This window comes from Escherichia sp. MOD1-EC5950 (assembly GCF_002965345.1).
Classification (GTDB): Bacteria; Pseudomonadota; Gammaproteobacteria; order Enterobacterales; family Enterobacteriaceae; genus Escherichia; species Escherichia marmotae.
The window spans coordinates 68,642-75,533 of record NZ_PTSR01000010.1; the positions used below are offsets into that span (position 1 = coordinate 68,642).

Genomic DNA, 6,892 nt, shown 5'->3' on the forward strand with positions numbered 1-6,892 from the left:
GCGTAAACGCCTTATCCAACCTACGGAAGATGGCACGCGTAGGCCGGATAAGGTGCGTTAGCATCGCATCCGGCAATGATGTCAATATATTACCCCGTAACCACCTCACCAGCCGGTGGCGCTTCCAGCAGTTCCAGCATAGTACGGGCAATTTCGCGTTCACCCATCACCACCTGATTTGCTCCACGTTCGGAGATATACGCCACCTCATCGTCATAATGGGCACGGGCGATAATCTCAATATCCGGGTTTTGGGTGCGAGCAGAGGCCACAATCTCACCGGCTTCGTAACCGTTGGGAATGGTCAGAATCAGCCATTTCGCGCATTTCAGATGCGCCAGGTGCATTATCTCTTCGTTAGCAGCGTTGCCTAATACTGCGCGAACCCCGCGTTCACGCAACTCATCAACACGGGTTCGTGATGTTTCAATCACCACTAACGGAATATCAGACGCGAGCAATTTTTCCCCCAGCAGGCTGCCCACGCGACCATAGCCCACCAGTATCGCGTGGTTGCAAATATCCACCGGGATCTGTTTCTCTTCTTCGATAGCCTCTTCCAGCGTCTGCTCTTCCAGTGTTTCGGTCTTCGCCAGATATTTCTCCAGCAGCGCGAACAGCACCGGGTTGAGCATAATCGACAGGATCGCGCCTGCCAGCACCAGGTTTTGCCCTGCCTGCGGCAGCAGATTCAGCGCCATCCCCAGACCTGCCAGGATAAAGGCGAACTCACCAATCTGCGCCAGGCTGGCGGCAATGGTTAACGCTGTACGCTGGGAGTGACCAAACAGACGAACCAGGAAAAGCGCTGCCACTGATTTACCAAACAGAATAATCGCCAGCGTAGCCAGCACCGCCAGCGGTTGCTGAATCAGGATCAGTGGATCAAACAACATGCCTACAGAGACAAAGAACAGCACCGCAAACGCATCGCGCAACGGCAGCGTATCATGCGCTGCGCGGTGACTAAGTTCGGATTCGTTAAGCACCATTCCGGCAAAGAATGCGCCCAGCGCGAAGGAGACGTCAAACAGTTCTACTGCACCAAAAGCAATGCCTAATGCCAGCGCCAGCACCGATAAGGTAAACAATTCACGCGAACCGGTTGCTGCGCTCCGCGCCATAATCCACGGCACCAGACGGCGACCCACCAGCATCATAATGGCGATAAATGCGACCACCTTGCCGATGGTGATCCCCATATCAACCGCCAGCGTGGCAAAGCCAACATCGCCTTGTTCCATCATCCCCGCTACCGCCGGCAACAATACCAGCGTAAGAACCATCACCAAATCTTCCACAATCAGCCAGCCAATGGCGATTTGCCCGCGCTGACTGTCTATCAATTGCCGTTCTTCAAGCGCGCGTAGCAGTACCACGGTACTGGCGGTGGAAAGGCACAGGCCGAATACGATGCCGGTCATCAACGACCAGCCGATCACGGCAGAGAGAGCCATGCCCAGCAACGTCGCCACGGCTATCTGGGCAATCGCGCCGGGAATGGCGATCGACTTTACCGCCATTAAATCCTTTAGCGAAAAATGCAGGCCGACGCCGAACATCAGCAGAATAACGCCCAGCTCCGCCAGTTCCGGTGCCAGTTTAGTATCAGCAACAAAACCTGGGGTAAAGGGGCCAGCCAGCACACCCGCTAACAGATATCCCACCAGAGGAGAAATACGCAGTTTATTGGCCAGCATGCCGAGGATAAAGGCAAGCACAAGGCCGCCAACAATTGTGGTGATAAGCGGGGTGGCGTGATGCATTCCATCTCCTTTTCCTGGTGGTAGTTGTCCATATTTTGGCCGGGAAAACCAAAATTACAGGTAATAGTTTATGACAATTTCATTGATGATGTTTATGAATAATTGTTGAATTTTGCAGAAAAATGGAATTAGCCGCAAAAAAAGCACGGATCGGAAAAGTGATGAGGTGTATGAAGAGGAAAGGCTTATGGCTACTGCAAAATGAAGCAGCCAAAGTTTACCTTTGGCTGCCGGGAATTCAGGATTTATGCCGATTATCAGGTAAGAATATGGTCAACATTCCCAGAAGCGGCAGGAAAGCACAGATTTTATAAACTAACTCGATGCTGGTATGGTCAGCGAGAAGCCCCAGAACCGCTGCGCCAAGGCCTCCCATCCCGAAAGCAAAACCGAAAAAGAGTCCAGAAACCATGCCGATACGCCCCGGAAGTAGCTCCTGGGCGTAGACCAGAATGGCGGAAAACGCCGAGGCGAGGATAAATCCAATAATCACCGTTAAAATACCCGTCCAGTACAGGCTGGCGTAAGGTAAAATCAAGGTAAACGGCGCAACGCCGAGGATAGAACCCCAAATTACATATTTTCTACCAATTCTGTCCCCCACAGGCCCGCCAATGACGGTTCCCGCCGCGACGGCAAACAGGAAGGCAAACAGATGAAGTTGGGCATTCTGGATAGATAAACCGAACTTTTGCATCAAATAAAAGGTGTAATAGCTGCTGATGCTCGCCATATAGAAATATTTCGAGAAAATCAGGATTAACAAGATGCTGACTGCCAGTACCACTTTGTCGCGTGGCAGCGGGTTAACAATCACTTCTTTCGGTTTGCTTTTACTCATTTGGTGTTGCGCGGCGTACCAGCGGCTGATTTGCGCCAGTACTACGATAGCCAGCAGTGCCGCCAGTACAAACCATGCGACGTTGCCTTTGCCGTAAGGTGCGATGATCACCGCCGCCAGCAATGGCCCCAACGAACTACCAAAGTTACCGCCTACCTGGAAGATAGATTGTGCCAGGCCATGACGCCCCCCAGACGCCATACGCGCCACGCGGGAAGATTCCGGGTGAAAGACCGATGAACCTGTACCGACCAGCGCCGCCGCCAGCAGAACCGCACCAAAACTGTCCGCCAGCGCCAGAAGCACCAGGCCGCTCAGGGTAAAGCACATGCCAATCGGCAGCGACCACGGCATCGGGTATTTATCGGTCCAGTAGCCGACCACCGGTTGCAGCAGAGAGGAAGCGAGCTGGAACGTCAGGGTAATCATGCCAATCTGCATAAATGTCAGAGAAAATTCAGACTGGAGCAGAGGATAAATCGCCAGAATTAGCGATTGGATCATATCGTTCAGCAGATGCGAGAGGCTGATTGCGCCTAAAATACCAAACGATGTGCGTGCCTTAGTGGTTGACGCAGCCGCGCCCGCCACAGGCTGGGTTTGTTCACTCATTGCCATAGGAAAGTCACTTTTTCAGGGTTGCGATGTAAAGAATTATCTTATTTGTGATTATTACCTGACTAACATACCTGCATGCGCTGTCTTAAGGAAGTCTCAATACTTAATACAGAATTTCCATTTTTGTATGTAGATTTACCATCACCACACACAGATTTGTCTATTATGTCGCGTCATACTAATTTTCAACACGTTGATATCTGGTCAGGGAGAGAGAAATATGAAGTTTTTGCAGCGGGGTGTGGCATTAGCATTATTAGCCGCATTTACACTGGCGAGTGAAACCGCCCAGGCTTATGAGCAGGATAAAACCTACAAAATTACGGTGCTTCATACCAACGATCACCACGGTCATTTCTGGCGTAATGAATATGGCGAATATGGTCTGGCGGCGCAAAAAACGCTGGTGGATGGTATCCGCAAAGAAGTCGCTGCTGAAGGTGGTAGCGTGCTGTTACTTTCTGGTGGCGACATTAACACCGGTGTACCGGAATCCGACTTACAGGATGCTGAACCTGATTTTCGCGGCATGAATCTGGTGGGTTATGACGCGATGGCGATCGGTAATCATGAATTTGATAACCCGCTCGCCGTATTACGTCAGCAGGAAAAGTGGGCTAAGTTCCCGTTGCTGTCCGCCAATATCTATCAAAAAAGTACCGGCGAGCGCCTGTTTAAACCCTGGGCGTTGTTTAAGCGTCAGGATCTGAAAATCGCGGTTATTGGTCTGACGACCGATGACACGGCGAAAATTGGTAACCCGGAATATTTCACTGACATTGAGTTTCGTAAACCTGCCGACGAAGCGAAGCTGGTGATTCAGGAACTGCAACAGACAGAGAAGCCGGACATTATTATCGCCGCCACGCATATGGGGCATTACGACAATGGTGAGCACGGTTCAAATGCTCCGGGCGATGTAGAGATGGCGCGCAGCTTGCCTGCCGGATCGCTGGCGATGATCGTCGGTGGTCACTCGCAAGATCCGGTCTGTATGGCGGCGGAAAATAAAAAACAGGTCGATTATGTTCCTGGTACGCCTTGTAAACCGGATCAACAAAACGGCATCTGGATTGTGCAGGCGCATGAGTGGGGGAAATACGTGGGGCGGGCTGATTTTGAGTTCCGCAATGGCGAAATGAAAATGGTCAACTACCAGTTGATTCCGGTGAATCTGAAGAAGAAAGTGACCTGGGAAGACGGGAAAAGTGAACGTGTGCTTTACACCCCGGAAATCGCTGAGAACCAGCAAATGATCTCGCTGTTATCGCCGTTCCAGAACAAAGGCAAAGCGCAACTGGAAGTGAAAATTGGCGAAACCAATGGTCGCCTGGAAGGTGACCGCAGCAAAGTCCGTTTTGTGCAGACCAATATGGGACGATTAATTCTGGCGGCACAAATGGATCGCACAGGCGCTGACTTCGCGGTGATGAGCGGCGGCGGGGTTCGCGACTCCATTGAGGCTGGTAATATCAGCTACAAAAACGTGCTGAAAGTGCAGCCGTTCGGCAATGTGGTGGTGTATGTGGATATGACGGGTAAAGAGGTGATTGATTACCTGACCGCCGTCGCGCAAATGAAGCAGGATTCCGGTGCCTATCCGCAATTTGCCAACGTCAGCTTTGTGGCGAAAGACGGCAAACTGAACGACCTGAAAATCAAAGGCGAAGCAGTCGATCCGGCGAAAACTTACCGCATGGCGACATTAAACTTCAATGCCACCGGTGGTGATGGTTATCCGCGCCTTGATAACAAACCGGGTTATGTGAATACCGGCTTTATTGATGCTGAAGTGCTGAAAGGCTATATCCAGAAAAACTCGCCGCTGGATGCGAGCGCATATGAGCCGAAAGGTGAGGTAAGCTGGCAGTAATCTGAAAGTGCCGGATGTGCGCATCCGGCACAATGCTTAATCGCGGCGAGCAATATCGGCAAATTTCGCATCGAGGATCTTCGCCAGATCGCCTGCTGCCAGTTCGATATCTAACCCGCGTTTACCACCAGAAACATAAATGGTGGCAAATTCTTGCGCGGGGGCGTCGATGATCGTCGGCAGACGTTTTTTCTGCCCCAGTGGGCTAATTCCCCCAACCAGATACCCCGTGGTGCGTTGTGCCACCATCGGATCGGCCATCTCCACTTTCTTGGCACCCAGCGCCTTTGCCACCTTTTTAAGATCCAGTTGACCTGCGACTGGCGTAACGGCTACCGCCAGATGTTTCATATCGCCGTTCACCGCGACAAGCAGCGTTTTGTAGACCTGATCCGCATTTAAACCTAATTTTTTGACCACTTCATCGCCAAAATTAGTTTCAGCCGGATCGTGATCGTAGGTATGAATCTGGAAAGAAATCTTGTTTTTTTCGAGTAATTTAACTGCGGGTGTCATCGTAATTTTCCTGCCTCAAACAAAAAACGGAGAAAGCATACGCCTGATGGCGGCCCAAAAAAAAGAGTCATCTTGCCTAAGAGTATTGGCAGGATGGTGAGATTGAGCGACAATCGACTTACACCGTCGCTTAAAGTGACGGCATAATAATAAAAATATGAAATTCCTCTTTGACGGGCCAATAGCGATATTGGCCATTTTTTTAGCGCAGCATCTGCGGCAAATTCCCTTCTCCATATAAGTGCAGTGCGCCAACCGCGACCACATAGCGCCCCGGCGGCATAGCGCGTAATTTATCCCGCCAGGCAAGATTGCGCTGGTGCATCAGCACATCGTACAGCGACTGACTGAATGTATTGGGCAGCGTTATTTCATTATCTTGCGGTGGCGCATTCAGCCACCAGCTCATCATTTGTTGCAACAACCGGGCGTTGGTATGCCAGTGGGTCAGAGTATCGTCCAGCAGTGCCAGTCCGTTGTCGGGAAGCTGGAGCAACATGGCAATCTGATTTTCTGCCCCTTCCAGTTCAATCACGGGCTTATGTTGTTGCTTCGCTACCTGCAATAACTGGTAATCGATACCATATTCTGCCCGCAGCCCCAGTTTTTGCGCCTGTGTCGCCTGAAGAACCATCGCGATTTGCCACAGCGGTTGAGTAGAAAACAGCGAGGGAGAAATGCCCATCTCCTGGCTAATATGTTGCAGGTTTTGCATCTGTTCTTCGCTGATACGCTCTTCCAGCGCCTCGCAGGAAGGGAGATTGGCAAATGGGGTATCGCTGGTGGAAACATCCGCCTCGACGATAAGCGCATCGGCTTGTTTGAGTTTTTTGAGCAGCCGGGCGGGCAGGGGAGCCATATCGTGGCTACCCATATGAATACTGCCAATGAGATGAAAATGACGATTACCGGAAAGAGAGATATCGATGGCAGGCCAGGTGTAATGATTACCGCGCAGCGCAGCCCAAAGTGTTTTTACCCGGTACAACAGATCCATACGACCTCCCTTTGTGAAATATCATGCTAGCGCGCGGGGAGGAATGGCGCAAATGGAGTTGATTGTTGCACTTGTGCACAGTGCTTTGTCCAGTAAACCGGATAAGGCGTTCACGCCGCATCCGGCACCTGAGCACCATTGCCTGATGCGACGCTGTCGCGTCTTATCAGGCCTACAAACTTGTGCCCGAACCGTAGGCCGGATAAGGCGTTCACGCCGCATCCGGCACCTGAGCACTATTGCCTGATGCGACGCTGTCGCGTCTTATCAGGCCTACAAAC

General features: G+C 51.4%; 5 protein-coding genes. 1 reads left to right on the top strand and 4 read right to left on the bottom strand.

Going from position 1 to position 6,892, the window contains the following annotated elements; all coding sequences use genetic code 11:
• Positions 1 to 89 precede the first annotated feature (89 nt).
• Positions 90 to 1,766 carry a YbaL family putative K(+) efflux transporter gene (gene ybaL, locus BEA93_RS12655; RefSeq protein ID WP_000546244.1) on the bottom strand — a complete coding sequence of 559 codons (1,677 nt, stop codon included), beginning with the start codon at positions 1,764 to 1,766 and terminating at the stop codon, positions 90 to 92.
• A gap of 238 nt (positions 1,767 to 2,004) precedes the next feature.
• Entirely contained in the window at positions 2,005 to 3,225 is a 1,221-nt protein-coding gene (gene fsr, locus BEA93_RS12660; protein ID WP_001251628.1) for a fosmidomycin MFS transporter, read from the bottom strand.
• 220 nt (positions 3,226 to 3,445) lie between these two features.
• Between fsr and ushA the strand changes: the two genes are divergently transcribed.
• Positions 3,446 to 5,098 (top strand): bifunctional UDP-sugar hydrolase/5'-nucleotidase, encoded by a 1,653-nt coding sequence (gene ushA, locus BEA93_RS12670; RefSeq protein ID WP_105224634.1) that lies wholly within the window; start codon positions 3,446 to 3,448, stop codon positions 5,096 to 5,098.
• A 36-nt stretch (positions 5,099 to 5,134) separates the two neighbouring features.
• On the opposite strand, the gene ybaK is transcribed toward ushA, so the two are convergent.
• Together ybaK and BEA93_RS12685 are read right to left on the bottom strand one after the other, a co-directional pair.
• Positions 5,135 to 5,614: a Cys-tRNA(Pro)/Cys-tRNA(Cys) deacylase YbaK gene (ybaK, locus tag BEA93_RS12675; RefSeq protein ID WP_000186624.1), complete on the bottom strand. Its 480-nt coding sequence runs from the start codon at positions 5,612 to 5,614 to the stop codon at positions 5,135 to 5,137.
• 202 nt (positions 5,615 to 5,816) lie between these two features.
• Positions 5,817 to 6,611, bottom strand: a complete 795-nt coding sequence (locus BEA93_RS12685) for a TraB/GumN family protein (protein WP_000365166.1) — start codon at positions 6,609 to 6,611, stop codon at positions 5,817 to 5,819.
• Positions 6,612 to 6,892 lie beyond the last annotated feature (281 nt).